The organism is Stenotrophomonas sp. LGBM10, from assembly GCF_046736075.1.
Taxonomy (GTDB): domain Bacteria; phylum Pseudomonadota; class Gammaproteobacteria; order Xanthomonadales; family Xanthomonadaceae; genus Stenotrophomonas.
This window is the reverse complement of sequence record NZ_CP177163.1, coordinates 1264021-1289319: the sequence shown is the minus strand read 5'-3', so window position 1 is coordinate 1289319 and position 25299 is coordinate 1264021. Positions and strand designations below refer to the sequence as shown.

The following is a 25299-nucleotide window of genomic DNA, read 5'->3' as shown; positions in this document are numbered from 1 at the left end:
GCGGGTCATCTACAATGGGCGTCTGCGCCGTGCGCGGCGCCCTTTCCTTTTCCGCCAAAGAGTTGCCCCATGTCCATCGTTCGCATGACCGACCTCGACCTTTCCGGCAAGCGCGTGCTGATCCGCCAGGACCTCAACGTGCCGATCGAAGACGGTCGCATCACCTCCGAGCAGCGCATCAGCGCATCGCTGCCGACGTTGAAGCTGGCGTTGGAGAAGGGCGCGGCGGTGATGGTGACCTCGCATCTGGGGCGCCCCACGGAAGGCGTGTGGAGCGAAGCCGACTCGCTGGCACCGGTGGCGCTGCGCCTGTCGCAACTGCTGGGCAGGGACGTGCCGCTGGTGCGCGACTGGGTCGACGGCGTCGATGTTGCGCCGGGCTCGATCGTGCTGCTGGAAAACTGCCGCATGAACGTCGGCGAGGGCAAGGACGATGAAGCGCTGTCGCGCAGGTATGCGGCGCTGTGCGACGTGTTCGTGATGGATGCGTTCGGCACCGCGCACCGTGCGCAGGCCTCCACGCACGGCGTGATCCGCTTCGCCCCGGTGGCTGCCGGTGGCCCGCTGCTGATGGCGGAGCTGGACGCGCTGGCCAAGGCGCTGCTCGCGCCGGCACAGCCGCTGCTGGCGATCGTGGCCGGCAGCAAGGTCAGCACCAAGCTGGAACTGCTGGCCAACCTGGTCGGTAAGGTCGATCAGCTGATCGTGGGTGGCGGCATCGCCAACACGTTCATCGCCGCCGCAGGCCATGCCGTGGGCAAGTCGCTGTACGAGCCGGACCTGCTCGACACCGCCCGCAGGATCGTTGCCGATGCCAAGGCGCGCGGCGCCGAAATCCCGCTGCCCACCGACGTGGTGGTGGCCAAGCAGTTCCTGCCGGACGCCGAAGCGACGGTCAAGGCGGTCACCGATGTGGCCGAGGACGACCTGATCCTGGACATCGGCCCGGATACCGCCCAGCACTACGCCGGATTGATTGCCAAGGCCGGTACCGTGGTCTGGAACGGCCCGGTGGGTGTGTTCGAGTTCGAGGCCTTCAGCCACGGCACCCAGGCGCTGGCCCAGGCCATCGCCGCATCGCCGGCGTTCTCCATCGCCGGTGGCGGCGACACCCTGGCCGCAGTGGACAAGTACGACATCGCCGACCAGATCAGCTACATCTCCACCGGCGGCGGCGCGTTCCTGGAGTTCCTGGAAGGCAAGACCCTGCCGGCGGTGGCCGCCCTTGAGGCCCGCGGCAAGTGATCGACACCGATCGGGGCGTGACCACCGTGGGTCGTCACGCCGTTGAAGCGCGTGCAACGCTCTTCTTCGACCTCGACGGCACCCTGATCGACTCGGCCGTGGGCATCACCCGCTGCGTGGCGCATGCGCTTACCCAGCTGGGGCGCCCGGTGCCGCCGGACGAGGAACTGCGGCGCTGGATCGGGCCGTCGCTGCGCACCAGCTTCGCGCCGCTGTTCGATGATCCGGCGCAGGTGGAGCAGGCGGTGGCGTTCTACCGTGAGCGCTTCGAGGTGCTCGGCTGGGAGGAACACGAGGTCTACCCGCAGATCGGCCAGGTGGTGCAGGCGCTGCACGCGCGCGGCCATCGGCTGGCGATCGTCACCGCCAAGAACGAGCCGCACGCACGCCGCATCATCGAGCACCTGCCGTTTGGCGGGTGCTTCGAAGACGTGATCGGCGCAACCCTGGACGGCAGCCGCAGCGAAAAGCCGCAGCTGGTGGCCGAGGCGTTGCGGCGCCTGTCGCAGGTGCCGGAGCAGTGCTGGATGATCGGCGACCGGCGCATGGATATCGCCGGCGCGCGTCATCACGGGATGCGCAATATCGGCGTGCTGTGGGGATTTGGCGGTGCCGAAGAGCTGCGCGACGCGGGAGCGCAGCACGTGGCGGCCACGCCCGAGGCGCTGTTGTCGTTGATCGATTGAGCGGTGCGGCGGCGTTCCGTACGCCGCCGCATGTCGAGCGCAGAGTCAACAGGGCCAAGCGTTGGCGTCATGCTGGCGCGGCCCGATGTCCGCCCTGTCATCTTCGGCTGTCTGCAGGACATCGGACAAAGCCAGCTACGACAAGGCTGTAAACGTATTCATGGGACGTGAAGGGTGTGCTAATTTCGACCCTTTCCCGGGAGCCCATTTACCATGATTGAGCGTCAGCGCCGCACCAAGATCCTTGCCACCCTCGGACCGGCGACCGACCCGCCGGGCGTGCTGGAGGATCTCTTCCGCGCCGGCGTGAACGTGGTCCGCCTCAACTTCAGCCACGGCGATCCGTCCGGCCAGGCCAAGCGTGCCGCCGATGTGCGCGCCGCCGCACAGCGGGTGGGCGTGGAAGTGGGCATCCTGGCCGACCTGCCGGGCCCGAAGATCCGCATCGAGCGTTTCGCCGAAGGCAAGATCCACCTCAAGGCGGGCGACCGCTTCGACCTGGTCGCCTCGCCAAACGCACCGGCCGGCGACACCACCCAGGTGGGCGTGAGCTACCTCGGCCTGCCGCAGGACGTGGTGGCCGGTGATGTGCTGCTGCTCGACGATGGCCTGATGCAGCTGCAGGTGCTGGAAGTGCAGGGCGAGCGCATCATCAACACGGTGCTCAACGACGGCGTGCTGTCCGACCGCAAGGGCCTGAACAAGCAGGGCGGTGGTCTGTCGCTGGGCGCGCTGACCGAGCGCGACAAGGAACTGATCGGCATCGTGGCCAAGATCGGCGTGGACTTCATCGCCGTGTCGTTCTGCCGCAATGCGCAGGACATGAACGATGCGCGCGCGATCGCTGAATCGCACGGCTGCTACGCCGCGCTGGTGTCCAAGATCGAGCGCACCGAAGCCATCGAGAATCTGGAAGAGATCGTCGACGCCAGCGATGTGGTGATGGTGGCGCGTGGCGACCTCGGCGTGGAAATCGGCGATGCCGAACTGCCGGGCCTGCAGAAGAAGATCATCAAGGCCTCGCTGGCGCAGAACAAGGTGGTGATTACCGCCACCCAGATGCTGCAGTCGATGGTGGAAAGCCCGATCCCGACCCGCGCCGAAGTGCTGGACGTGGCCAACTCGGTGATCGACGGTACCGATGCGGTGATGCTGTCGGCGGAAACCGCCGCCGGTGCGTACCCGGTCAAGGCGGTGGAGGCGATGGCGCGTATCTGCCTGGGTGCCGAACGCCAGTTCCAGACCGAGACCGACTTCGGTGCCTCGCCGCGCAACCTCGAACGCGCCGACCAGGCCATCGCGATGGCGACCATGTTCCTGTCCCAGCATGTGGGCGTGCGCGCGATCGTGGCGATGACCGAGTCCGGCGGCACCGCGCGCTATCTGTCGCGCTTCCGTGCCTCGGCACCGGTGTTCGCGGTGACCCGCCACGATGGCGCGCGTCGCCAGATGGCGCTGATGCGCGATGTGTTCCCGATCAACTTCGACAGCCGCGGTTTCACCCCGCGCGAAGCCGCACGCGGCAGCATCCGCCTGCTGGTGGAAGCCAACCAGCTGCAGGCCGGTGACCGCGTGGTGTTCACCAGCGGCGAACACATGGAAACCCACGGTGCGACCAACACCCTGCGCCTGCTGGAAGTGGGCGAAGACGGCCGCGCCAGCGGCCTGGGCGACCTGTAACGGGTACGCACGACCGCATGCGCGCTGTCCTTCCACGGTTTGCGCTGCAGACCGTGGACCCAGCGCCGCACGCGCGCCGCGTCGCGGCCGCCCCCTGACATCGGGGGGCGTTCGCCCGGACATCCAGCAGCACCGGGGCCTGCGCGGTTGAAAGCGTTTCCAGATCCCGTGGACGGCCAGTTCACGGAAGGCGGGCGCTATAATTGCGGTTTTCCCGCACCCGCCACAGGAAATACATGAGCATCGAACAGCTGGCCGAAACCGCCCAGGCCATGGTCGCCCCGGGCAAGGGCATCATCGCGATCGACGAATCCACCGGTACCATCGCCAAGCGCTTCGCCAGCGTGGGCATCGAGAACACCGAGGAGAACCGTCGCGCCTACCGCGAGCTGCTGCTCACCACGCCCAAGCTCAACGAGCATATTTCCGGCGCGATCCTGTACGACGAAACCATCCGCCAGTCCACCAAGGACGGCGTGCCGTTCGCCAAGTACATGGCCGACCACGGCATGATTCCGGGCATCAAGGTCGACAAGGGCGCCCATCCGCTGGCCGGCTGCCCGGGCGAGATGGTCACCGAAGGCCTCGACGGCCTGCGTGAGCGTCTGCAGGAGTATTACAAGCTGGGTGCGCGCTTTGCCAAGTGGCGTGCGGTGATCAACATCGGCGAGAGCATTCCGTCGGGTACCTGCATCGAGTCCAACGCGCACGCGCTGGCCCGTTATGCCGCGCTGTGCCAGGAATGCGGCCTGGTGCCGATGGTGGAGCCGGAAGTGATCATGGACGGCGACCATGACATCGAAACCTGCTACGAAGTCACCGAAGCCACGCTGCGTTCGCTGTTCGACGCGCTGTACCAGCAGAACGTGCTGCTGGAAGGCACCATCCTGAAGGCCTCGATGGTCATCTCGGGCAAGGGCTGCGATGAGCAGGCCGACGTCGAGGAAGTGGCCGAGTCGACCGTGATGTGCCTCAAGAGCACCGTGCCGGCGATCCTGCCGGGCGTGGTGTTCCTGTCCGGTGGCCAGGGCGACGAGCAGTCGACCGCGCATCTGAATGCGATGAACCAGATGGGCAACCTGCCGTGGCCGCTGAGCTTCTCCTACGGCCGTGCCATGCAGCAGGCCGCGCTGAAGCTGTGGGCCAAGGACACCAAGGCCAACGTTGCCAAGGCGCAGCAGACGGTCTACGACCGCGCCAAGGAAAACGGCCAGGCCGCGCTGGGCAAGTGGAACGGCTGATCCGTTCCACGCGCTGCGTGATCTGAACAACGCCGGCCTCTGGGCCGGCGTTTTTTTTTGGCCCGCACGCAGCGTGCGCCGGGCCACGCGCGGCGGAGGGACGCCCGGTTGTGCGCGTTCTGGCAGGATGTCGCTTCTTTTTCCGCACAGGGATGTCTGCCGGTGATGCGACGTTGCGCTGGTCTGTTGGGGCTGTGGTGGCTGCTGTCCGTTCCGGCGGCATGGGCATCGCCCGCGCGCGGATTCGATGTGCTGCACTACGCGGTGTCCCTGGAACCGGATATCGCCGGTGGGCGCATCCAGGGCAGCGAGGTGGTGCGGGTGCGCGCGCTGCAGGCGGGGCTGGCCGAGATCACCCTGGATGCCGGCGCGTTGACCATCGCATCGGTGCGCCAGGGCAGCACGCCGCTGGCGTTCGTGCGGGACCAGGGCCAGTTGCGCATCGCGTTGGCGCGGCCGCTGCGGGCCGGGCGCGAGGTGGAACTGCAGATCGACTACCACGGCGCGCCGGCCTTCGGCCTGGTGTTCGCGCCGGCGCGCGAGGAGGTGTACACGATCTTCTCCACCAGCCAGTGGATGCCGTCGGTGGACGCGCCGGACGAGCGCGCGACGCTGTCGCTGTCGCTGACCCTGCCGGCAGGACTGCTGGCGACCGGTACCGGACGCGCGCGCGCGCCACGCACGCTGGCCGATGGGCGCGTGCAGCATCGCTGGGCGCTGGACACGCCGATGCCCGGCTACGTGTACGGCTTCGCGGCCGGGCGCTATCGCGAGGCGGTGCAACCGGGCAAGGTCGCGCTGCGCTATCTGTCGGCGGAGCGCACGCCGCAGGAACTGCAGCGCCTGTTCGCGCCCACGGCGGACATGCTGGCCTTCTTCGCCGAACGTGCCGGCCTGCCGTATCGCGGCGACTACCAGCAGGCGCTGGTGGCGCGCACGATCGGGCAGGAACTGGCCGGGCTGTCACTGCTGTCCGAGGCGTACGGCGCAGAAGTGCTGGAGGCGCCGGAGCAGACCGCGCTGATGGCACATGAGGCCGCTCACCAGTGGTGGGGCAACCGGGTCACCTGCGCGGGCTGGGAACACTTCTGGCTCAACGAAGGCATGGCCAATTTCATGACCGCTGCCTGGCTGCAGCATGCGCAGGGCGAGGCCGCCTACCAGGGGCAGGTGGCGGGCTGGCGGGCGCGGCTGGACCGTCTGCGCGCGAAGGGCGCCGATCACGCACTGGTCTACGCCACATGGGATGCGCCCAGCGCGGACGACCGTGCGGTGGTCTACCAGAAGGGTGCATACGTGCTGCACCTGCTGCGCGAGGAACTGGGCGAGGCGGTGTTCTGGCAGGGGCTGCGCAGCTATACCCGCGCGCACGACGGGCGGGCGGTGGTGACGGCCGACTTCCAGCGCGCGATGGAGCAGGCCGCAGGGCGTCCGCTCGACGACTTCTTCCAGGCCTGGGTGTATGGCACGGCCGGCGTCGCGCCGACCGTGCCGGTGTCCGCCGGCGGCTAGAGCGCGGCGGCCGGCGGCAGGCCGAGATCCAGGTCCAGACCGGTGCGCCCTGGCGACGCGGGGGTGCCTGCGAGCAGCGGGCTTTCCACCGGCTGGCCCTGCGCGGCCAATGCCTGCTGGTAGACCTTGAAGGTGGCGGCGTTGTACGCGACCAGGATGATGCGGCGCGGCTGGCGGTGCGAGCGCTGCCAGGTCAGGGTTTCGGTGGCGGCGATCTGTGCGGCCTGATGCAGCGGGTAACCGAACACGCCGCAGCTGATGGCCGGGAAGGCGATCGACTGCAGGTCGAGCTTTTCCGCCAGCTGCAGCGATTTCCAGTAGCAGTTGGCGAGCAGCGCCGGTTCATCGCGCTGGCCGTCCTGCCAGACCGGGCCCACGGTGTGGAACACGTAGCGCGCCGGCAGGTCGTAGGCGTCGGTGGCGCGCACCTCGCCGGTCGGGCAGCGCATGCCCGGGCGGATTTCCGGCAGTGCACGGCAGGCCTCGAGCAGGCCCGGCCCGGCCGCGCGATGGATCGCGCCGTCCACGCCGCCCCCGCCGAGCAGGGATTCGTTGGCCGCATTGACGATCGCATCCACCGCCAGGGTCGTGATGTCGCCCTGCCACACTTCGATCTTCATGCGTACCGCTCCTTCCTGAGTCCGGGTCCAACCAACGGGATGACATCCTTTCCTGCACGGTAACGGGCAGGGCATCTAGGCTGCGTCATCGTCGTCTCAGGCAGTGCGACCCGGTGTTGCGCTGCCCGATGCCCACACGATGCGGTGCGGCGGCTTCACGGCAGATGAAGGCGCCGCGGTTGCACTGAATACGACGACGCCCACCGTGGGGTGGGCGTCGGGTGGTTACCGGGACAACGTGGGGATCAGGGCAGACCGGCCAGCCAGTCGTCGTCGGAGCCCTCGTTGATGTCGGCGAACAGCGGGGTGGAGAAGTAGCGTTCGCCGGTGTCGGGCAGCATCGCCAGGATCACGCTGCCCGGTTCGGCGTGCGCGGCGATGTCCAGCGCGCTGGCCACGGTGGCACCGGCGGAGATGCCGACGAAGATGCCTTCCTCGGCCGCCAGGCGGCGCGCGGTCTCGATCGCGCGGGCATCGTCGATGCTCAGCAGTTCATCGTAGACGCCGCGGTTGAGCACGTCGGGCACGAAGTCCGGGGTCCAGCCCTGGATCTTGTGCGGCTTCCACTCATCGCCCTTGAGCAGGGCCGCGCCCTGCGGCTCGGTGGCGATGATGCGGGTGTCCGGACGGGCCACCTTGAGCACTTCGCCCACCCCGGTCAGCGTGCCGCCCGTGCCCCAGCCGGTGACGAAGTAGTCCAGCCGCCTGCCGGCGAAGTCGCGCAGGATCTCCGGCGCGGTGGTGTTGCGGTGATACGCCGGGTTGGCCGGGTTGGCGAACTGGCTGGCCAGGAACCAGCCGTGTTCCTCGGCCAGTTCCTTGGCGCGGCGGACCATGCCCGAGCCGCGTTCGGCGGCCGGGGTCAGGATCACCTTGGCGCCGTAGGCACGCATCAGCTTGCGGCGCTCGATCGAGAAGGTTTCCACCATCGTCGCCACGAACTTGTAGCCGCGCGCGGCGGCCACCATCGCCAGCGCCACGCCGGTGTTGCCCGAGGTCGCCTCGACGATCGTGTCGCCGGGCTTGAGCAGGCCCCGCGCCTCGGCATCCAGTACGATCGCCAGCGCCAGCCGGTCCTTGACCGAGCCGCCCGGATTGAAGGCCTCGACCTTGGCGTACAGGGTCACGTGGTCGGGGGCCAGGCGGTGCAGGCGCACCACCGGGGTGTTGCCGATGGTGTCCAGGATGGAGTTGTACAGCGTCATGGGATGCTCCAAAGCGGTTCGGTGCCGCCCGGTGGCCGTGCGGCGGGGGAGTCGGGCGCCGGATCGCGGTGGCGCCGGGCCGGCGCGGCGGCAGGGGCGTCGCCGGGTGTACCGGCAGACCGTAGCGCCGGCATATGACAGCGGGAAATGACCTGATACCCTTCATAAACAACGTTTGGTTATAAGCTGGTGACGGCAATTGCCCTACAGTCGGGTTGCCTCCCTCCCGCCCGCGGCACCGCACGCCCATGACGCTCACCCAACTTCGTTACCTGGTGGCCATCGCCGACGCCGAGCTGAACATCACGCTGGCCGCCTCGCGCGTGCACGCCACCCAGCCCGGCCTGTCCAAGCAGCTCAAGCAGCTGGAAGACGAACTCGGCTTCCTGCTGTTCGTGCGCAAGGGCCGCAGCCTGGAGGCGGTGACCCCGGCCGGCGTGGAAGTGATCGGCCGCGCCCGCGCGGTGCTGTCCGAGGCCAACAACATCCGCACCTATGCGGCCAACCAGCGCCGCGAGAGCCAGGGCCAGCTGATCCTCACCACCACCCATACCCAGGCGCGCTTCGTGCTGCCGCCGGCCGTGGCGCGGATCAAACAGGCGTACCCGCAGGTCAGCGTGCATCTGCAACAGGCTGCCGAAAGCGATGCGCTGGACCTGCTCAGCCAGGGCGATGCGGACATCGCGATCATTTCCACGGCCGGTGCCGAGCCCAGTGCCGGCATCGCCATTCCGCTGTACCGCTGGCGCCGGCTGGTGCTGGTGCCGCGCGGGCACGCGCTCGACCGTCCCGGCGCCGCGCCGGATCTGCAGGCGCTCGCCTCCCATCCGCTGATCAGCTACGAGTCCTCCACCCGTGGCAGCTCGTCCCTGCAGCGGGCGTTCGCCAGCGCCGGGCTGACCCCGGACATCGCCCTGACCGCGCTCGACGCGGATCTGATCAAGACCTACGTACGCACGGGCCTGGGCGTGGGCCTGCTGGCGGAAATGGCGGTGAATGCCAGCGACGAGGATCTGCGCGCCTGGCCCGCCCCGGCCCCGATCGACGAATGCATCGCCTGGGCGGTGCTGCCGCGCGACCGCGTGCTGCGCGACTACGCACTGGAACTGGTGCACGTGCTGGCCCCGCAGATCGATACCCGCGACCTGCGCCGGGTGATCGATGGCAACCAGGAGGCCAACTGGCCGCTGCCGCCCACCTGGGAATCGCTGACCCAGACCATCACGGTGTGACCGGTGGGGGCCGACCGGGGGTCGGCTCGGCGCCGCCACGGTCGCCTGCGACGGTTCGTCGCACGGCCAACCCTGGAGCGCGGTCTACACTGACGCGGTGAACCGTCGTCGTCGCCCGTACGCCTTTTTTCTGCAGCTCGCCTTTGTGGCGACGCTGCTGATGGCGCTGGCCCCGCTGGTCAGCCGCTGGCAGCAGGCGCACGCCGATGCGCCGGCCAGGGTGATGCCGATGGGCGACCATGCCATGCCCGGGCACGACAGCGCCGCCCACGCGATGCCGATGGCGGACATGCCCCGGCATCACGACATGGCCACCCACGACATGGCCGCCCACGGCCTGCACGGCAATGCCCCTGCGGTCCCGGCCGCACCGGTTCCGCCGCCGCAGGGCGAACACGCCGGGCATGGTGAGGCCTGCGAGTACTGCATGATGGCCTCACGGCTGATGCCGTGGCTGGCCGTGCTGATCCTGCTGCTGCCGGCGCTGCCGGTCATCGCACCGCTTGTACTGCGCGCGGTCGCCGGCCCGCGCAGCCTGCGCTGGCCCGCACATGCCGCCCGCGGCCCGCCGTTGAACGCCTGAGACCGCCTCTCTTTTCCTGCTGCGCGACGCCGTGATGGCGCCGCGTGCCTGTGCGTTTTCCGGAGTTCCACCATGACTGTTTCTTCCCGCAGCGCGGGCGCATCGACGCGCCTGTCTGTTTCCCTCTCCCTCGCGCTGGCCGCGCTGCCGCTGCACGCCGCCGAACGCGATACCGCCCGCACCCTCGACACCCTGGTGGTCACCGCCAGCGCGCCGTCCTCGCCGCTGCATTGGGTCACCGACCCCCGGCTGCCGCGCCAGCCGGTGCCGGCCAGCGACGGCGCCGACTATCTCAAGACCGTCCCCGGCTTCTCGGCGATCCGCAACGGCGGCACCAATGGCGATCCGGTGCTGCGCGGCATGTTCGGTTCGCGCCTGAACATCGTCAGCAACGAGGGCAATCTGATCGGCGCCTGCCCGGCGCGGATGGACAACCCGCTGTCCTACATCGCGCCGGAAACCTTCGACCGGCTGACCATCATCAAGGGTCCGCAGAGCGTGCGCTGGGGCGCGGGCGCGTCGGCCGGCACGGTGCGCTTCGAGCGCGATACGCCGCGCTTCGATACGCCGGGCATCGATCTCGATGCCAGCGCGCTGGTCGGCTCGCGCAACCGCAACGACCAGGTGATCGACCTCACCGCCGGCGCCACACCGGGCTACGTGCGGGTCAACGGCAACCGCTCCGAGGCGGACGACTACACCGATGGCAACGGCAACGTGGTGCCGTCGAAGTGGCGCAAGTGGAACAGCGACGTTGCCATCGGCTGGACGCCCGATGCCGACACCGTGCTGGAGCTGTCGGCCGGCACCGGTGACGCCATCGCGCGGTACGCCGGGCGCGGCATGGACGGTGCGGCGTTCAAACGCACCAGCTACGCGGCCCGTTTCGAGAAGGACAACCTGCCCGGCGCGTGGGACAAGCTGCTGGCCAACGTCTACTACAACGACGCCGACCACGTGATGGACAACTACACGCTGCGCACGCCGAACCCGGACAGCAGCATGCCGATGCCGATGGGGTCCAATGTCGATCGGCGTACCACCGGTGGCCGCGTCGCCTCGGAATGGCGCTGGCAGAACGTTGCCATCGTCGCCGGCATCGATGCGCAGGACAGCCGCCACCGCAGCCGCAACGCGATGGGCCGCAATGCCTACCGCCAGCAGCCGTGGCGCACCGATGCACGCTTCGACACGCGCGGCGCGTTCACCGAGATCACCCTCGGTGAGGGCACCGCGCAACGCTGGGTCGGCGGGCTGCGCATCGACCGTGCCGACGTCACCGACAAACGCGCCACCACCGGCATGATGGGCATGCCCAATCCGACCGCCGGGCAGACCCGCCGCGAGGACCTGGGCAGCGGCTTCCTGCGCATCGAACGCGACATCGCCCCGGCGCTGACCTGGTATGCCGGCGTCGGTCATAGCGAGCGCATGCCGGACTACTGGGAGCTGTTCTCGCCGGACATGGGCCCGATGGGCGCGCCGAACGCGTTCGCCGGCATCCGGCCGGAGAAGACCACCCAGCTCGACCTTGGCCTGCAGTACCGCGGCGATCGCCTCGATGCGTGGGTGTCGGCCTATGCCGGCCGGCTGCAGGACTACATCCTGTTCACCTACCACGAGGGCGGCATGATGGGCAGCATGGCCCAGGCCGGCAACATCGATGCGCGCATCGCCGGCGCCGAAGCCGGTGCCGATGTGCGGCTGGGCGAGCGCTGGAAGCTCGGCGGCACGCTGGCCTACGCCTGGGGCGAGAACCGCACCAGCGGCGGCGCACTGCCGCAGATGCCGCCGCTGGAAGCCCGGCTCAGCGCCAACTGGGAAGGCGAGCGCTGGAGCGTCGGCGCGCTTGGCCGGGCGGTGACCCGCCAGCACCGTGTGGCGGTGGGGCAGGGCAATGTGGTCGCCCGCGACCTCGGCCCCAGCGCGGGCTTCGCCACGCTGGCGCTCAACGCCAGCTACCGCCTCAGCGATGCACTGCGGCTCAGCGCGGGCATCGACAACCTGTTCGACCGTGCCTACAGCGAGCACCTGAACCTGGCCGGCAGCGCCGATTTCGGCTTCCCGGCCGATCCGGTGCGCATCAATGAACCCGGCCGCACCGCCTGGATGAAGGTGAACTACCGCTACTGAGGGCGTGAAGGGGGGGCGGCAACCGCCCCCCTTCCGGAGGGTCCAGCGACGTAAATCGACATGCGCTGACACATGCCGTTACACGCGTGGCAGGCCCCAGCACGAAAGGCGTTGCGCCTGTCATCGGCCGATGTGAAGAGGCTGGTAAACGCTTGGCACATATGTCTTGACACGGCCCGTGGCTACACTTGCCGGTCGTGGAACATCCGGGGTTTTTCTTCATGTTGGGACGCATCACCGCGCGCATCGCCGTTGGCCTCGGGCTGGCCCTCCTGGCCGGCTGTGGCAGCAAAGACGAGGCCGCACGCCGGCAGGCCGACGCCGTGCCGGTCACCACCCAGGTGGTGCAGTCCTCGGCATGGAGCGACACGCTGCAGGCGCTGGGCACCGCCAAGGCGCGCGAGTCGGTGACGATCACCGCCAAGGTCAGTGAAATCATCGAAACCGTGCATTTCGAGAGTGGCCAGCAGGTCAATGCCGGCGCGCCGCTGGTGACCCTGCGCGGCCAGGCCCAGGAAGCGGCCCTGCTGCAGGCGCAGGCGACCTTCGCCGAAGCCGACCAGCTGTACAAGCGCCAGCGCGAGCTGGCCGCGCAGCAGCTGGTGGCCAGTGCGACGCTGGATACCCAGCGCGCCATCCGCGACGCCGCCGAAGCGCGCGTGCGCGAAATGCAGTCGGACATCGGCGACCGCCGGGTGCGTGCGCCGTTCGCCGGCGTGCTGGGCATCCGCCAGGTCAGCGCCGGCTCGCTGGTGACGCCCTCCACCACCATTGCCACGCTGGACGACATCGAGCGCATGCACGTGGACTTCCAGGTCCCGGAGGCCGAGCTTGCCTCGCTCTCCACGGGCGACAAGGTCAGCGCCACCAGCGTGGCCTATCCCGGCCGTACGTTCGACGGCGAGGTGGCGACCATCGACACCCGTGTCGATCCGGGCACCCGCGCGGTGACCGTACGCGCGGACTTCATCAACGCCGACCATGCGCTGCGCCCCGGCATGCTGCTGGACGTGCGCATGTTCCGCCCGGAACGCCAGGCCCTGGTGATTCCGGAAATCGCCGTGGTCCAGGTCGGCCGCGACTCCTTCGTTTACCGCGTCAAGGCGGACCAGAGCGTGGAGCGCACCGACGTGGCCACCGGCGCCCGCCGCGCCGGCGTGGTGGAAATCCGCAGCGGCCTCCAGGCCGGCGATCGCATCGTCGTGGACGGCACCGGCAAACTGCGTCCCGGCCTGAAGGTGCAGGCGCATGACGCCGCGCCTGCCGCCGCCCCGGCGCCGGAGGTGACCCCGGCACCGGCACCGGCACCGGCCGCGCAGACGGGCGCCGGCGGATGAAGCTCTCCGACGTTTCCATCCAGCGCCCGGTATTTGCCGTGGTGATGAGCCTGCTGCTCGTCGTGCTGGGCATCATGTCGTTCACCCGCCTGACCCTGCGCGAACTGCCGGCGATCGATCCGCCGATCGTCTCGGTGTCGGTGGACTACACCGGCGCGTCGGCCGCGGTGATCGAAAGCCGCATCACCCAGGTGCTCGAAGACGCGCTGGCCGGCATCGAAGGCATCGACACCATCAACGCGCGCAGCTCCAACGGGCGCGCCCAGGTCAGCATCGAATTCACCTCCAACCGCGACATCGAAGCGGCCGCCAACGACGTCCGCGACGCGGTCAGCCGGGTCGCCGACCGCATGCCCGAAGAGGCGCGGCCACCGGAGATCGCCAAGGTCGAAAGCGATGCCGACCCCATCATCTGGCTCAACATGAGCTCGACCACGATGGACACGCTGGAGCTGAGCGACTACGCCGACCGCTACGTGGTCGACCGCTTCTCCAGCCTGGACGGCGTGGCGCAGGTGCGCATCGGCGGCCGCCAGCGCTACGCGATGCGGATCTGGCTCGACCGCGACCAGCTCGCCGCCCGCGGCCTGACCGTGGGCGATGTCGAAACCGCCCTGCGCAACGAGAACGTGGAGCTGCCGGCCGGGCGCATCGAATCGGCCGACCGCGATTTCACCCTGCGCGTGGAGCGCAACTACGTCAAACCCGAGGACTTCGCCGGCATTCCGCTCGGCAAGGGCGCCGACGGCTATGTGGTGCGCATGGGCGATGTGGCCAGGATCGAGCTGGCCTCGTCCGAACGCCGCGCCTACTACCGCAGCAACGGCGAGCCCAACATCGGCCTGGGCATCGTCAAGACCTCCACCGCCAACGCACTGGACGTGGCCCGCGAGGCCCGCGAGGAAGCCGAGCGCATCGGCAGCACGCTGCCGCAGGGAACGCGGATCTTTGTCGCGTTCGACAACACCACCTTCATCGAAGCGGCGGTGGACCGCGTGTACGCCACGCTGGTCGAGGCGATGCTGCTGGTGCTGGCGGTGATCTGGCTGTTCCTCGGCAGCTTCCGCGCCGCGCTGATCCCGGCGGTAACGGTGCCGGTGTGCCTGGTGGCCGCCTTCATCGCGCTGTACGCCTTCGGCTTCTCGATCAACCTGCTGACCCTGCTGGCGCTGGTGCTGTGTATCGGCCTGGTGGTGGATGACGCCATCGTGGTGGTGGAGAACGTGCAGCGCCGCATCGACCTTGGCGAACCGCCGCTGGTCGCCTCCAAGCGCGGTACCGCGCAGGTCGCCTTCGCGGTGATCGCCACCACTGCGGTCCTGGTGGCGGTATTCCTGCCGGTCGGCTTCCTCGAAGGCAACACCGGGCGCCTGTTCCGCGAACTGGCCGTGGCGCTGGCGGCGGCGGTGGCGTTGTCCGCGTTCGTGTCGCTGACCCTCACGCCGATGATGGCCTCCAAGCTGCTCAAGCCGCATACCGGCCAGCCGCCGCGCGGCCTGCACGGGCTGATCAACCGCAACCTGGATCGCCTCTCGGCCGGGTATGGCCGGGTGCTCGATGCCCATGTCGGGCGCACCTGGATCTACATCGTGGTGATGGTGCTGTCGCTGCTGGCCAGCGCCGCGCTGCTGAAGCTGCTGCCCTCCGAACTGGCGCCGGCCGAAGACCGCGGTTCGTTCCAGATCATGATCGACGGCCCTGAAGGCGCTGGCTTCGACTATACGGTCGGCCAGGTCCAGCAGGTGGAGAAGATCGTGTCCGGCTTCGTCGGCGAGGACAAGCCGATCGTGCGTGCCAATCCGCGCGTGCCCGGCGGCTTCGGCGCCAGCGAGGAAATGCACACCGGCCGCATCAGCGTGTTCCTGCAACCGTGGCGCCAGCGCGATGTGTCCACGCCCGATGTGGCGGCCGATCTGCAGACCCACCTCAACGACCTGCGCGGCGTGCGCGTGCGTACCCAGGTCGGTGGCGGCCTGGTACGCAGCCAGGGCCAGCCGTTCCAGATCGTCCTCGGCGGCCCCGAGTATGCCGAGATCGCCCAGTGGCGCGACCGCATGCTGCTGCGCATGGCCGACAACCCCGGCCTGGTCGGCGCCGATTCGGACTACAAGGAAACCCGCCCGCAGATGCGGGTCAACATCAACCGCCAGCGTGCGGCCGACCTGGGCGTGCCGGTCACCGCGATCGGTGGCGCGCTGGAAACCATGATGGGCTCGCGCCGCGTCACCACCTTCGTCGACAACGGCGAAGAGTACGACGTGCTGGTCCAGGCGGGCCGCGACGGGCGCGCCTCGCCGGACGACCTGGCCGCCATCCGCGTGCGTGCCGCCAACGGTGAGCTGATCCCGCTGTCCAACCTGGTCACGCTCAGCGAAGTGGCCGAGGCCGGCAACCTCAACCGCTTCAACCGGCTGCGCTCGATCACCATCAGCGCCGGTCTGGCGCCGGGCTATCCGCTGGGCGAGGCCATCGCCTGGGCCCAGCAGACCGCCCGCGAGGAACTGCCGCAGCATGCGCAGATCGACTGGAAGGGCGAGTCGCGCGAGTACCAGAACGCCGGCAGCGCGGTACTGCTGACCTTCGCGATGGCCCTGCTGGTGGTGTACCTGGTGCTGGCCGCGCAGTTCGAGAGCTTCATCCACCCGCTGGTGATCATGCTGACCGTGCCGCTGGGCGTGCTCGGCGCGCTGCTGGGGCTGTATGTCAGCGGGGGAACGATCAATCTGTTCAGTCAGATCGGCATCGTGATGCTGGTTGGCCTGGCCGCCAAGAACGGCATCCTGATCGTGGAGTTCGCCAACCAGCTGCGCGACGAAGGTCGCGACGTGCACCAGGCCATCGTCGAATCGGCAATGGTGCGCCTGCGCCCGATCCTGATGACCTCGATCGCCACCGTGGTCGGTGCCATCCCCCTGGTGGTCGCCGGGGGGCCGGGGTCGGCCAGCCGCGGCACCATCGGCATCGTGGTGATCTTCGGCGTCACCGTGTCCACCTTCCTGTCCCTGTTCGTGGTGCCGGCGTTCTATTCGCTGCTGGCCCCGTACACGCGTTCGCCCGAAGCGGTGGCGCGCGAGCTGGCCAGGCAGGAGGCGGACACCCCGTCCGTGGGCGGGCACGCCTAAGCCGTCGGCGTGGCCTGAGGGCCGCGCCGACCGCCCATTCATCGAAATTGCCACTACGCAGCCCGGCGCGGATCGTGGAGAATCAACGCGGTCCTCCCAGCCGACGGGGACGTTCCTTTTTTCCGCCGACTGGAGAGAGCGCGTGGAAGCAACTGTACATTTCATCAATGGCATCATCTGGAGCAAGGCGCTGATCTTCGTGTGCCTGGCCGCGGGCTTGTTCTTCAGCGTCCGCACCCGGTTCATGCAGATCCGCGGGTTCTTCGAGATGTGCCGCCTGACGGTGCAGGGCGAGAAGTCCGACGCCGGCGTCTCGTCGTTCCAGGCGCTGGCCATGTCGATGGCCGGCCGTATGGGCATCGGCAACATCGCCGGCGTGGCCACCGCGATCGCCTTCGGCGGTCCGGGCGCGATCTTCTGGATGTGGGTGATGGGCTTCCTCGGCGCATCGACCTCCTACGTCGAATGCACCCTGGCGCAGATCTACAAGACCAAGGATGCCGAAGGCCGCTACCGTGGCGGCCCGGCGTACTACATCGAAAAGGCGATGGGCCTGAAGTGGTACGCGCTGGCCTTCGCCGGCGCCACGATCATCGCCGCCGGTTTCCTGATGCCGGGCGTGCAGGCCAATGCGATCGCCGACAGCATCATCAACGCCTGCCGCGGCGGTGCGCTGTGCGGCCCGCTGGACGGCCAGGTGATGGGCATGGAATCGGTGCAGGCGCTGAAGCTGGGCATCGGCATCGTGGTGGCGCTGCTGCTGGGTGTGGTGATCTTCGGTGGCGTCAAGCGCATCGCCAACTTCGCCGAAGTGGTGGTGCCGTTCATGGCCGCCGGGTTCATCCTGATGGCCATCGTCATCATGATCATCAACCACGACCGCGTGCCGGAAATGTTCGGCATCATCTTCGACAGCGCCTTCGGCACCCATGCCGCGTTCGGCGCGATGATGGGCCTGGCGGTGGAGTGGGGCATCAAGCGCGGCATCTACGCCAACGAGGCCGGCCAGGGTTCCGGGCCGCATGCCGCCGCTGCCTCGGAGGTCTCGCACCCCGCCAAGCAGGGCTATGTGCAGGCCTTCGCGATCTACTTCGACACCATGATGGTTTGCACGGCCACCGCGTTCCTGATCCTGGCCAGCGGCACCTACAACGTGTACTCGCCGGTGGCCGGTGCCGAGCCGATCTTCCAGGGCCTGGCCGGTATCCCGGAAGGTGCCGGCTACGCGCAGGCGGGTGTGGAAGCGGTGCTGCCGGGGTGGGGGGCGTCGTTCGTGTCGGTGGCGATCTTCTTCTTCGCCTTCACCACGATCATGGCCTATTACTACATGGCCGAGACCAACCTCAGCTACATCAACCACAACCGCAAGCGCCCGGCCACCGTGCTGCTGCTGCGCCTGGGCATCATCGGCATGGTGGTGTTCGGTGCGTTCCACAACGCCACGCTGGCCTGGGCGCTGGGTGATATCGGCGTGGGCCTGATGGCCTGGTTGAACATCATCGCCATCCTGATCGTGCAGAAGCCGGCCATGCTGGCCCTGCGCGATTACGAACGACAGAAGAAGCTCGGCCTCGACCCGACCTTCGACCCCGATGCCCTGGGCATCAAGAACGCCGAATTCTGGCGTCAACGCAAGCTGGAGCAGTCCCGTAGTGAATGATCCCTGGAAGAATGCCCGCCGCCCGTCGGCGCGACCGCCGCGGGCGACCCCGCTGCCGCCGCGCGACCAGGGCGGCAGCCCGCCACCGCCGGGCCGTGGCAACGACGAGCTGCGCCTGTATGGCTGGAATGCCGTGCAGGCGTTGTTCGAGCGCCGCCCGCAGGCGCTGCGCAAGCTGTACCTGGCCGAGTCGCTGATCCCGCGCCTGCAGCCGATGCTGAAGTGGTGCGTGGCCAACCGCGTGGGTTACCGCGTAGTGGAAGAAGGCGATCTCAACAAGCTCGCTGCCACCACCCACCACGAGGGCGTGGTTGCCGACGTGGTGCGTGCGCCGATGCTGGCCCTGGACGAGTGGCTCGATACGCTGCCGGCGTCCGGCCCGGTGCTGGCGCTGTGGCTGGACGGTGTGGGCAACCCGCACAATTTCGGCGCGATCCTGCGCTCGGCCGCGCACTTCGGCGTGGCTGGCCTGCTGCTGCCGCCGGGTGCGACGCTGGCGCTGTCCGGTGCCGCTGCCCGCGTCGCCGAAGGCGGTGCCGAAGCCGTGCCGCTGGTACGCCTGCCGGCGCTGCCGCAGGCGATGTCGCAGCTGCGCGGCGCCGGCTTCGGACTGGCGGCAACGCTGGTGGAAGGTGGCGACAACCTGTTCGCGACCGCGCTGCCGGAACGCCTGGTCTACGTGATGGGTGCCGAAGGCGAAGGCATGGACCGCGACCTCGCACAGGACTGCGACCTGCAGGTCTCCATTCCGGGCAGCGGGGCGGTGGAAAGTCTCAACGTGGCCTCTGCCACGGCGGTGCTGTTGTCGCACTGGTACGGCCGCAAGGGGTGATCGCGGCGGATGTTTTACGGGTAGCGCGCAAGTGCGCGCCGCCCCATGTTGTGATCGGTTCCACCGAACTGGCCGTGACTACATTCGATTCGGACTTTTCGCATGGTGTAGTGGATTCCTTTCCACGCACAGTGTGATGGCGGTGCTGCGTTGCGTAGGTGAGGAGAGACACCCACCCAGCGCGGCGATCCGCTTGTCCGGACGTACGTAAGACTGCGGCATTCACCGCGTGGGGTGTGATGCAATCCCGGTAGCCCGGCCGTTCGCGGTCGGGCTTTTTTTCATGCACGACGTGGGCGCGGCCTGTTTGCGCGCGGTGAGTCTCGCGCGGCGCGCGGCGTGCGGCGGCGGGTGGGTCGCGCGTGGGCCGTGATGCCCGTGCCGGCCACTGTCCCCCGGCGTCGGCCTGCGGCCGCCACCTCCTCCTTTACGTCGCCGGCACGGGCATCGCGGCCCACGTGTCGAGACTGATGGCGCCTTGCTGAGGCGTGTGGCGTTTGTGCGCGCCTGGCGTGAGCCGAGGCGCTACGCTCTTTCGCGCCTGCGTGGACTCGGACGCCTTCATCGGCAGACGAAGGTTTCTCCAGCGATGATGCAGTGAGGTGCGGCGATCACCGATCGCCGCACCGTGCCGTCATTCGTTCGGCGGGGTGGTCGGCTTGGCTTCGCTGCCGAAGTTGCCGTCGGCCTCTGCGGCGAGATAGGCAAATACCGTGTAGGCCGCCACGTTCTGCGCCAGCGCCGCCGGATCGATCTTGTCCAGGGTGTCATCGGCGGTGTGGTGCAGGTGGAAGTAGTCGCTGCCATCCTGTGCCAGCCATGCCCACGCACCGCCCTTGGTGGCCAGCGGGCCCACGTCCGGGCCGGGGCCGCCCTTGTCCGGCGCGTACTCGATGCCCAGCGGCTTGAGCACCTCGGCGATCTGGCGGGTGGCCTCGCGCGAGTCGGCCGGGTTCGGCGAGCCGGTGTTGAACGCATAGATGCGGCCGGCGCCGAAGTCGCTTTCGGCGGCGAGCTGGTGCAGGGCCACATCCTTGGCGTGCGCCTCGGCGTAGGCCTTGCCGCCGTACAGGCCCTGTTCTTCGTTGGCGAAGGCAACCACGCGGATGGTCCGCTTCGGCGCCTGCTTGAGCTGGCCGATCAGGTGGCCGGCGGCCATCGTGATGCCCACGCCGGCACCGTCGTCGACCGCGCCCGTGCCCAGGTCCCACGAATCGAGGTGACCACCGATCACCACCACTTCCTTGGGCAGGCTGCGGCCGGTGATCTCGCCGATCACGTTGTACGACGTTGCCTTGCCGTCCCAGCCGCAATCCAGGCTGACCTTCAGGCGGGTCGGGCCGAGCGCGAGCAGGCGCGCCAGCTGGTTGGCGTCGGGCACCGACAGCGCGGCGGCCGGCACCGGGGTCAGGCCGTCGTCGAAGCGGGTGATGCCCGTATGCGGAACGCGGTGCGAATCGGTACCGGCCGAGCGCATCACGAAGCCGACTGCGCCCTTGCGGATCGCCTCGGACGGCCCCTTGCTGCGCACCGCGCCGCCGTTGCCGTAGTCACGGCCGTCGCGGTAGGCGGTCATCTGGTAGTCCACGAATGCGATCTTGCCGGCCAGCGAGCCTGCCGGCGCCGCCTGCAGCGCGGCCAGGTCGGCGAAGCGCACCACGTCGGCCTCGACCGTGCCGCCCGGGCTGCCGCCCAGTGCGGTGATGGTCAGCGGCTGGGCGTGCGTGCCGGTCACTTCGGCGTGCTCGCTGCGGCGCTCCCACTTCGGGAAGGTGACCGGCTCGGTCCACACCTTGTCAAAGCCCAGCGCCTTGAACTTGGCCACCGCCCAGGCCACCGCACGCGCGTCGGCCTCGCTGCCGGCAATGCGCGGCCCGATCTCGGTGGTGAGCGACTCCACGACCTTCCAGCCGGTGTCGTCCTTCAGCGCCTGCTCGCGCAGTTCGGCGGCGGTGGCCAGCGACTTGGGCGGCAGGGTCGTCGGCGCGGCGAAGGCGGGCCCTGCCAGCAGGGCAAGGGTGGATGCGATGGCAAGGACGCGGCGACGCATGGACGAACTCCGGGAACGGGGCGGAAGCATCCGAGCTTAGCAGCCTGCCGGCCCTGCACATGGGCGGGAGGTCATGGTTCGGCGGACGCTGTTTTCCATACGCGAAAGCCCCGCCGGAGCGGGGCTTTCGGATGCCGGTCGGTACCGACCGTTGGTCGGTACGCCCCTGGACCGTGGTAGGTACCGACCGTTGGTCGGTACGCCGGTCAGCGCTTCAGGTTGTCGCGGATCTCGCGCAGCAGCAGCACTTCCTCTGCCGGCGCGGCCGGAGCCGCTTCCTTCTTGCGGGCCAGGCGGTTGATCACCTTCACCACCAGGAAGATCGCGAAGGCCACGATCACGAACTGCACCAGCGTGTTGAGGAAATCGCCGTAGCCGATCACCACGGCCGGAATCTCCTTGCCGTCCGGTGCCAGCCGTGCCGGAGCCAGTGTCCAGGCCAGTTGCGAGAAATCCACCCGCCCGATCAGCCAGCCCAGCGGCGGCATGATGATCTTGTCCACCAGCGCGGTGACGATCTTGCCGAACGCGGCACCGATGACGACACCAACCGCCAGGTCGATGACGTTGCCACGCATGGCGAATTCCTTGAACTCGGTAATCATTCCCATCGGGTTCTCCTGTCGTGGGGTATCAAAGGACGCCGCAGCGTAACGCAGCGGTTGTCATCCGGCGATGACGCCGTGGCGCTCGGCCACGTTTTCCAGGCGCGCGCTGAAACGATCGCCCGGGTGCAGCGCGGCCACGCCGGCCGGGGTGCCCATGAACACCAGATCGCCCGCGCGCAGCGCCCACAGCTTGGACAGCTCGTGCAGGATCTCCGGCACGGTCCAGATCATCTGGTCCAGCAGCGATTGCTGGCGCACCTCGCCATTGATTTCCAGCGACAGGTTGAGCGCGGCAAGATCGCCCACTTCACCGGCCGGCACCAGTTCGCTGACCGGGGCGGAGTGATCGAAGCCCTTGGCGCTGTCCCAGGGGTGGCCCTTGGCCTTGGCGGCCGCCTGCAGGTCGCGGCGGGTCAGGTCCAGGCCGACGCCATACCCGAACACCAGCGCCTCGGCCTGGTCCACCGGCAGCACGCCGGCCGGCGCGTCGTGGCCGATGGCCACCACCAGCTCCACCTCGTGGTGCAGGTCGCTGGTGGACGGCGGGTAGGGGATCGCATCGTCATGGCCAACCACGATCGCGTCGGCTGGCTTGCTGAAGAACATCGGACGGCCGCGGTCGTCGGCAGCCGGTACGGCCGCCCCCATCTCACGCGCATGGTCGGCGAAATTACGGCCCACGCAGTAGATGCGGCGTACCGGGAAGGTACCGCCACCGGCAACGGGAATGCGCGGCTGCACGGGCGTGGGGATTACATCGGTCATGCTCGCGTCCTGTCAAAGAAGGTTCGCGGCAGTCTAGAACGTGCGTGCGCCACGTGCCATGCCAAGCGTGGCATGTCGACGGGATCGACGGGATCAGGGCAAGGACGGCCCGCAGTGGCGGGCGCGGCGCTGGATCAGCGCGACAGCGGCAGGGCCGGCTTGCGCACCACGCGATACTCGCCGTCCATCACCTGCGACGGTGCCTGGCGCGCGCTCTTGCGCTGGGCAAGCAGCTTCCACGCGACGCCAGCGATAATCATCGCCGCACCCACGAACACGCCCACGAACACCAGCGCGGCCAGGATCGCCAAGCCCAGCAGACCGACCGCAACGCGCACCAACGGGTGGCGCGGCTTGCGCGGCGCAAACAGGGAGCGGAACTGGTTGAACTGGAAATGGCGGCTGTACATGGCGGTGTCTTGGCTGAAGTCAGCGAGTGCTGAGTATCTGCGGTGGCCACTGTCATTGAGTGAAAAAGTCGTTAAGCGTACCGCAGGGCTGTTGCAGATCAATGACTTGGGTTCATGCGGCAGCCAGCGACATGACGACGTGAGACACTGCTGTCCTCCCGATGTCCCGACCTGTCATGCCTGAACTGCATTCCCCCGATACCGCCCTGATCGCCCTGGACGCCATTGCCGACGCCGGTTTCGCCGAAGTGGAGGCCTGCATCGATGGCGATGCCGAATCGGTGGTGCTGTATCGCGACGGCGCGCAGGTGCGCGGCTGGCTGAACATCTGCCCGCACGCAGGCCGCAGGCTGGACTGGGCGCCAGGGCAGTTCCTCAAGAGCCGCGAGGGGCATCTTGTCTGTGCCGCGCACGGCGCCTCGTTCTCGCTGGACGATGGCGACTGCGTGGCCGGCCCCTGCCGCGGCGATCGCCTGCGCGCGGTGCCGCTGCAGGTGCGCGACGGCCAGGTCTGGCTGGCCTGATCAGAACATCAGGTTGATCATCACCACCACCACCACGGTGTAGATCAACGACAGCGGCGCGCCCACGCGCCACAGCTCGCGGGGCGTGTAGTTGGCCGGCCCAGTGATCATCGAAATCACCGGGTTGGAGGCGGTCATCAGGTTGTTGGACGCCGACAGCGCCACGATCAACGCGAATGCGGTGGGATTGCCACCGGCAGCCAGCGCCAGGTTGACCGCGATCGGCACCATCACGATGGTGGCCCCGACATGGCTGATCACCAGTGAGAACACGGTGGTCAGCAGCGCCAGCGCGATCTCGAGCACCCACACCGGAATGCCGGTGGGCAGGCGGTCGATGGTGTGCCCGGCAACCCAGGCGGCCGCACCGCTGCTGTCCATCGCCCAGCCGAGCGGGATCAGCCCGGCCATCATGAACACCGTCTTCCAGTTGATCGAGGCGTAGGCCTCGTCCATGCGCAGCACGCCGGTGAGCAGCATGCCGGCCACGCCGGTCATCAGGGTCAGTGCCACCGGCAGCTTGGAGGTCAGCGCGATGAGGATGGTGATGGCGAAGATCGCCATCGCCATCTTGAACTTGTGCGGGCGCTGCTCGCCCTTGGGGTAGTCGGTGACCACCACGAAGTCGCGGCTCTTGGCGGCCTGCGCCAGGTCGGTCCAGATGCTGTGGAAGACCAGCATGTCGCCGGCGCGCAGCGCCACGTTGCGCACGTCCTCGCGGATCACCTGCTTGTCGCGGTTGATCGCCAGCAGGCTGATGCCGCGCTGCTTGCGCAGGCGCAGGTCCGAAGCGCTCTTGCCGATCACATCCGAGGTCGGCGGGACCACCGCCTCGGAGATGCCGGCGCGGCTGGGATTGAACAGATCGCCCAGGTGCTTGAGGCGCGAGGACATGCGCAGGAACTGGTTCTGCGCGAAATCGCTGACCTGCTGCCGCGCGCCCATCACCCCCAGCACGCTGCCGACCCAGATGCGCATCTCCGCCGGCGGCGCCAGCCGGGTGTCGTTGCCGGTTTTCAGGGCCAGCAGCAGCGGCGCGTCATGCACGTTCTCCGCTTCGCCCAGGGTCATGCCGACCAGCGGGCTCTCGGCGGTGACCACCAGTTCAAATACATCGCCTTCGATGCCGTAGGTCTTGGCGAAGTAGCTGTCCGTGCGGGCCGGGGTGACCCCGTCGTTGGCCAGTGATTCCTCTTCGACCAGCTTGCGGTCGCCGTAATAGCGGAAGTACAGCAGCGAGGCGATCAGCAGCGCCACGCCGATCGGCAGCGGCGCGAACATGCGCAGCGGTTCGATGGTGGCCAGGCCCGAGGGCAGGTTGTTGTTGGCCGAGGCGAGCAGATCGTTGAGCAGGATCAGCGGCGAGTTGCCGACCATCGTCAGTGCGCCGCCCATCACGATCGCCGCGGAGATCGGCAGCAGCAGCCGCTGCAGGGTCAGCCCGGTGCGCGCGACCAGGCGCGAGGCCACCGGCAGGTACAGCGCCATCACCGAGGGGTTCTGCATGAACGAGGAGTTCAAGCCGGCGATGGCGGTGGTCATCATCAGCAGGCGCTGCTCGACCCCGTGCCCGCGCCGCAGCAGCCAGGCGGCCAACCGGTTCAGCGCGCCGGTGCGGTCCAGGCCCGCGCCGAGGATGGTGGTGGCGATGATGCTCATCACCGCGTTGCCGGAGAAGCCGCCGAAGATCTCCTCCGGCGCGATCAGGCCGGTCACGCCCAGCACCACCAGCACCACCAGCGCCACCACGTCGGCGCGGATGCGCTCGAACAGGAACATCGCCATCGTGAAGCCGACCAGCCCGAGTACGAGCTTCATGTCCGTGGTCAGCGTCAGCGCGGTATCCATGAGGTG

Annotated in this window: 20 protein-coding genes; 13 read left to right on the top strand and 7 right to left on the bottom strand. The window is 68.6% G+C overall.

Annotated elements, in window-relative coordinates; all coding sequences use genetic code 11:
• The first annotated feature begins 69 nt into the window (after positions 1-69).
• The 5 genes from ACLB90_RS05430 (at position 70) to ACLB90_RS05410 (ending at position 6364) form a co-directional block, all read left to right on the top strand.
• Positions 70-1245 carry a phosphoglycerate kinase gene (locus ACLB90_RS05430; RefSeq protein WP_411851966.1) on the top strand — a complete coding sequence of 392 codons (1176 nt, stop codon included), beginning with the start codon at positions 70-72 and terminating at the stop codon, positions 1243-1245.
• Positions 1242-1931 carry an HAD hydrolase-like protein gene (locus ACLB90_RS05425; protein WP_411851965.1) on the top strand — a complete coding sequence of 230 codons (690 nt, stop codon included), beginning with the start codon at positions 1242-1244 and terminating at the stop codon, positions 1929-1931. Before ACLB90_RS05430 ends, ACLB90_RS05425 begins: the two co-directional genes overlap by 4 nt.
• Positions 1932-2144: 213 nt before the next feature.
• A complete protein-coding gene (gene pyk, locus ACLB90_RS05420; RefSeq protein WP_332810140.1) occupies positions 2145-3611 on the top strand; it encodes a pyruvate kinase in 1467 nt (488 codons plus the stop codon).
• Positions 3612-3847: 236 nt separating this feature from the next.
• Positions 3848-4852 carry a class I fructose-bisphosphate aldolase gene (locus ACLB90_RS05415; protein ID WP_411851964.1) on the top strand — a complete coding sequence of 335 codons (1005 nt, stop codon included), beginning with the start codon at positions 3848-3850 and terminating at the stop codon, positions 4850-4852.
• A 165-nt stretch (positions 4853-5017) separates the two neighbouring features.
• Positions 5018-6364: a M1 family metallopeptidase gene (locus tag ACLB90_RS05410; RefSeq protein ID WP_411851963.1), complete on the top strand. Its 1347-nt coding sequence runs from the start codon at positions 5018-5020 to the stop codon at positions 6362-6364.
• On the opposite strand, the gene ACLB90_RS05405 is transcribed toward ACLB90_RS05410, so the two are convergent.
• Both ACLB90_RS05405 and cysK read right to left on the bottom strand, forming a co-directional pair.
• A complete protein-coding gene (locus ACLB90_RS05405) occupies positions 6361-6984 on the bottom strand; it encodes an O-acetyl-ADP-ribose deacetylase (RefSeq protein ID WP_411851962.1) in 624 nt (207 codons plus the stop codon). The two genes, ACLB90_RS05410 and ACLB90_RS05405, sit on opposite strands and share 4 nt — an antisense overlap.
• 245 nt (positions 6985-7229) lie before the next feature.
• Positions 7230-8189 carry a cysteine synthase A gene (gene cysK, locus ACLB90_RS05400; RefSeq protein ID WP_411851961.1) on the bottom strand — a complete coding sequence of 320 codons (960 nt, stop codon included), beginning with the start codon at positions 8187-8189 and terminating at the stop codon, positions 7230-7232.
• Positions 8190-8437: 248 nt separating this feature from the next.
• On the opposite strand from cysK, the gene ACLB90_RS05395 reads away from it, so the two are divergent.
• The 7 genes from ACLB90_RS05395 to ACLB90_RS05365 all read left to right on the top strand — a co-directional run bounded on the left by ACLB90_RS05395 (position 8438) and on the right by ACLB90_RS05365 (position 19088).
• Positions 8438-9421, top strand: coding sequence for a LysR family transcriptional regulator (locus tag ACLB90_RS05395; RefSeq protein ID WP_411851960.1), 984 nt, complete (start codon positions 8438-8440; stop codon positions 9419-9421).
• Positions 9422-9518: 97 nt separating this feature from the next.
• Positions 9519-10004, top strand: coding sequence for a hypothetical protein (locus tag ACLB90_RS05390; RefSeq protein WP_411851959.1), 486 nt, complete (start codon positions 9519-9521; stop codon positions 10002-10004).
• 72 nt (positions 10005-10076) lie between these two features.
• Positions 10077-12137, top strand: a complete 2061-nt coding sequence (locus tag ACLB90_RS05385) for a TonB-dependent copper receptor (protein ID WP_411851958.1) — start codon at positions 10077-10079, stop codon at positions 12135-12137.
• A gap of 221 nt (positions 12138-12358) precedes the next feature.
• Positions 12359-13474, top strand: coding sequence for an efflux RND transporter periplasmic adaptor subunit (locus ACLB90_RS05380; RefSeq protein WP_411851957.1), 1116 nt, complete (start codon positions 12359-12361; stop codon positions 13472-13474).
• Positions 13471-16596: an efflux RND transporter permease subunit gene (locus ACLB90_RS05375; RefSeq protein WP_411851956.1), complete on the top strand. Its 3126-nt coding sequence runs from the start codon at positions 13471-13473 to the stop codon at positions 16594-16596. The genes ACLB90_RS05380 and ACLB90_RS05375 overlap by 4 nt, the downstream gene beginning before the upstream one ends.
• 142 nt (positions 16597-16738) lie before the next feature.
• Positions 16739-18256, top strand: a complete 1518-nt coding sequence (locus ACLB90_RS05370) for an alanine/glycine:cation symporter family protein (RefSeq protein WP_411851955.1) — start codon at positions 16739-16741, stop codon at positions 18254-18256.
• Entirely contained in the window at positions 18249-19088 is an 840-nt protein-coding gene (locus tag ACLB90_RS05365) for a TrmH family RNA methyltransferase (RefSeq protein ID WP_411851954.1), read from the top strand. The genes ACLB90_RS05370 and ACLB90_RS05365 overlap by 8 nt, the downstream gene beginning before the upstream one ends.
• A gap of 634 nt (positions 19089-19722) precedes the next feature.
• Here ACLB90_RS05365 and ACLB90_RS05360 read toward each other — a convergent pair.
• The 4 genes from ACLB90_RS05360 to ACLB90_RS05345 form a co-directional block, all read right to left on the bottom strand.
• Positions 19723-21138, bottom strand: a complete 1416-nt coding sequence (locus tag ACLB90_RS05360; protein WP_411851953.1) for a M28 family peptidase — start codon at positions 21136-21138, stop codon at positions 19723-19725.
• Positions 21139-21344: 206 nt separating this feature from the next.
• Entirely contained in the window at positions 21345-21749 is a 405-nt protein-coding gene (mscL, locus tag ACLB90_RS05355) for a large-conductance mechanosensitive channel protein MscL (RefSeq protein ID WP_411851952.1), read from the bottom strand.
• A gap of 54 nt (positions 21750-21803) precedes the next feature.
• Positions 21804-22511: a fumarylacetoacetate hydrolase family protein gene (locus tag ACLB90_RS05350; protein ID WP_411851951.1), complete on the bottom strand. Its 708-nt coding sequence runs from the start codon at positions 22509-22511 to the stop codon at positions 21804-21806.
• A 134-nt stretch (positions 22512-22645) separates the two neighbouring features.
• Positions 22646-22921 (bottom strand): hypothetical protein, encoded by a 276-nt coding sequence (locus ACLB90_RS05345; RefSeq protein ID WP_411851950.1) that lies wholly within the window; start codon positions 22919-22921, stop codon positions 22646-22648.
• 176 nt (positions 22922-23097) lie between these two features.
• On the opposite strand from ACLB90_RS05345, the gene ACLB90_RS05340 reads away from it, so the two are divergent.
• Positions 23098-23445, top strand: coding sequence for a Rieske (2Fe-2S) protein (locus ACLB90_RS05340; protein WP_411851949.1), 348 nt, complete (start codon positions 23098-23100; stop codon positions 23443-23445).
• Here ACLB90_RS05340 and ACLB90_RS05335 read toward each other — a convergent pair whose 3' ends face one another.
• Positions 23446-25293, bottom strand: a complete 1848-nt coding sequence (locus ACLB90_RS05335) for an SLC13 family permease (RefSeq protein WP_411851948.1) — start codon at positions 25291-25293, stop codon at positions 23446-23448. It lies immediately after the preceding gene.
• Between the last annotated feature and the right edge of the window lie 6 nt (positions 25294-25299).

What these genes read in the sequence shown, in the direction of transcription:
- ACLB90_RS05430 (WP_411851966.1), top strand. Translation starts at nt 70, where the DNA reads ATGTCCATCGTTCGCATGACCGACCTCGACCTTTCCGGCAAGCGCGTG.
- pyk (WP_332810140.1), top strand. Translation starts at nt 2,145, where the DNA reads ATGATTGAGCGTCAGCGCCGCACCAAGATCCTTGCCACCCTCGGACCG.
- ACLB90_RS05415 (WP_411851964.1), top strand. Translation starts at nt 3,848, where the DNA reads ATGAGCATCGAACAGCTGGCCGAAACCGCCCAGGCCATGGTCGCCCCG.
- ACLB90_RS05410 (WP_411851963.1), top strand. Translation starts at nt 5,018, where the DNA reads ATGCGACGTTGCGCTGGTCTGTTGGGGCTGTGGTGGCTGCTGTCCGTT.
- ACLB90_RS05405 (WP_411851962.1), bottom strand. Translation starts at nt 6,984, where the DNA reads ATGAAGATCGAAGTGTGGCAGGGCGACATCACGACCCTGGCGGTGGAT.
- cysK (WP_411851961.1), bottom strand. Translation starts at nt 8,189, where the DNA reads ATGACGCTGTACAACTCCATCCTGGACACCATCGGCAACACCCCGGTG.
- ACLB90_RS05395 (WP_411851960.1), top strand. Translation starts at nt 8,438, where the DNA reads ATGACGCTCACCCAACTTCGTTACCTGGTGGCCATCGCCGACGCCGAG.
- ACLB90_RS05385 (WP_411851958.1), top strand. Translation starts at nt 10,077, where the DNA reads ATGACTGTTTCTTCCCGCAGCGCGGGCGCATCGACGCGCCTGTCTGTT.
- ACLB90_RS05380 (WP_411851957.1), top strand. Translation starts at nt 12,359, where the DNA reads ATGTTGGGACGCATCACCGCGCGCATCGCCGTTGGCCTCGGGCTGGCC.
- ACLB90_RS05375 (WP_411851956.1), top strand. Translation starts at nt 13,471, where the DNA reads ATGAAGCTCTCCGACGTTTCCATCCAGCGCCCGGTATTTGCCGTGGTG.
- ACLB90_RS05360 (WP_411851953.1), bottom strand. Translation starts at nt 21,138, where the DNA reads ATGCGTCGCCGCGTCCTTGCCATCGCATCCACCCTTGCCCTGCTGGCA.
- mscL (WP_411851952.1), bottom strand. Translation starts at nt 21,749, where the DNA reads ATGGGAATGATTACCGAGTTCAAGGAATTCGCCATGCGTGGCAACGTC.
- ACLB90_RS05350 (WP_411851951.1), bottom strand. Translation starts at nt 22,511, where the DNA reads ATGACCGATGTAATCCCCACGCCCGTGCAGCCGCGCATTCCCGTTGCC.
- ACLB90_RS05345 (WP_411851950.1), bottom strand. Translation starts at nt 22,921, where the DNA reads ATGTACAGCCGCCATTTCCAGTTCAACCAGTTCCGCTCCCTGTTTGCG.
- ACLB90_RS05340 (WP_411851949.1), top strand. Translation starts at nt 23,098, where the DNA reads ATGCCTGAACTGCATTCCCCCGATACCGCCCTGATCGCCCTGGACGCC.
- ACLB90_RS05335 (WP_411851948.1), bottom strand. Translation starts at nt 25,293, where the DNA reads ATGGATACCGCGCTGACGCTGACCACGGACATGAAGCTCGTACTCGGG.